A 1,515-nucleotide genomic window follows, 5' to 3' on the forward strand; every position below is an offset into this window, starting at 1 on the left:
TGGGCTCGATGTAGGTGCGGTCGGCGAACTCCGGGTCGGTCATGATGGTGGCCGGGTTCGAGTTCACGAGGACGACGCGGTAGCCCTCCTCCTTGAGCGCCTTGCAGGCCTGGGTGCCGGAGTAATCGAACTCGCACGCCTGGCCGATGATGATCGGGCCGGCGCCAATGATGAGGACCGAGTGAATGTCAGTGCGTTTGGGCATACGAAAGGCCGCGCGACTAAAAGCCATCGCGCGCCGGTTGTCAGTCAATTTTAGCCGCGCTCGAGCGACGGCGTGCGGGAATCCGCGTCTTTGGGCTTGGAGTCCGCGATGCGACGGAGTTCAATTCTCGCGAACATCCTCTTCATGAAGAGCCGCCGCGCTGTTCTCCTCGGCCTCGCCCTACTCCCGACGGCGACGCCTGCCGCCGAACCGTGGGCCGATGCGCGGCTGGCCGTCACGAGCAACCTCGTGATCTGGCTCGATGCGACGAAGCAAAACGCCGCGCGCCAGCTACTCAAGCTGCCCGCGCTCGCGCACAACTCGCCGGTGGACGTGCTGCTCGACGCCTCGGGCAACAGGCTCGACGTCTCGCAGCGCGCGGCGGAGTCGCGGCCGAAGTTTCAGGCTGCCGGTGGCGCGGCCTTCCTGCGATTCGATGGCAAGGACGATTCGCTGTCCGCTTCACTGCTCCGTCGGGCGCTGACAAACTGCACGGTGTTCGTCGTCGCAGCGCCGCGCTCGAACGCGGGGTTTTTCCGTGGACTGCTCGCGTTTAGCGAGACGGGTCGAAACGATTACTCGTCCGGCTTCAATCTCGATCTCGGCGGCGCGGCCACGCCGAATTTCTCCGTCGTCAACGTCGAGGGCGCGGGCATGGCGGGCCAGCAGAATCTCCGCACGCAACCCGGCGCGTTCAACCGCTGGCAGGTGCTCGCCGTCACGTCGCAGCCCGGCACGAACGGCGCGCGGCTCTTCGTGGACGGCTCCGCGCAGGGCCGCCGCGAGCGCGCCGCGGGTTCGGTGCTGCGCATGGAGGACTTCACGGTCGGCGCGCGCTGCTTTTCGAATTCGACCGAGCCGCCGCACACTCAGGGCTTCCTCGACGGCGACATCGCCGAGGTGCTGGTCTTCAGCCGCGTGCTGCCGCAGGCGGAGCGGCAGGCGGTGGAGAAGTATCTCACCGAGAAGCACGCATCGCTGCAGCAGCTCGCCTTCGGCAACACGCCCGGCGGCTGGCGCGCATGGGAGACGGTCGCCAACGCCGCGCCCGTGCAGATGCTTGTGCCGGGCTTCGTCGTGCGCGAGCTGCCGCTAGAACTCAAGAACATCAACACGCTCAAGTATCGCGCCGACGGCAAGCTCTACGCGCTCGGCTACAACGGACAAATCTGGCTGCTCTCCGACACGGACGGCGACGGCCTCGAGGACAAGGCCGAACTCTTCTGGGACGGCTTGGGCAAGTTGCGCGGCCCCATCGGCATGGCCGTCACGCCGCCGGGTTACAAGCACGGGCAGGGGGTCTTCGTCCC

2 protein-coding genes are annotated in these 1,515 nt (G+C 66.9%); one reads left to right on the forward strand and one right to left on the reverse strand.

Annotation, left to right across the window (positions count from 1 at the left end):
• Positions 1 to 205 (reverse strand): carbamoyl-phosphate synthase subunit L (locus tag FJ386_15540; protein MBM3878099.1); only part of this gene is annotated, 205 nt, incomplete at its 3' end.
• 108 nt (positions 206 to 313) lie between these two features.
• Between FJ386_15540 and FJ386_15545 the strand changes: the two genes are divergently transcribed.
• The coding region (locus FJ386_15545; GenBank protein MBM3878100.1) for a LamG domain-containing protein at positions 314 to 1,515 on the forward strand (1,202 nt) is incomplete at its 3' end.

Source organism: Verrucomicrobiota bacterium (assembly GCA_016871675.1).
Taxonomy (GTDB): Bacteria; Verrucomicrobiota; Verrucomicrobiia; order Limisphaerales; family VHCN01; genus VHCN01.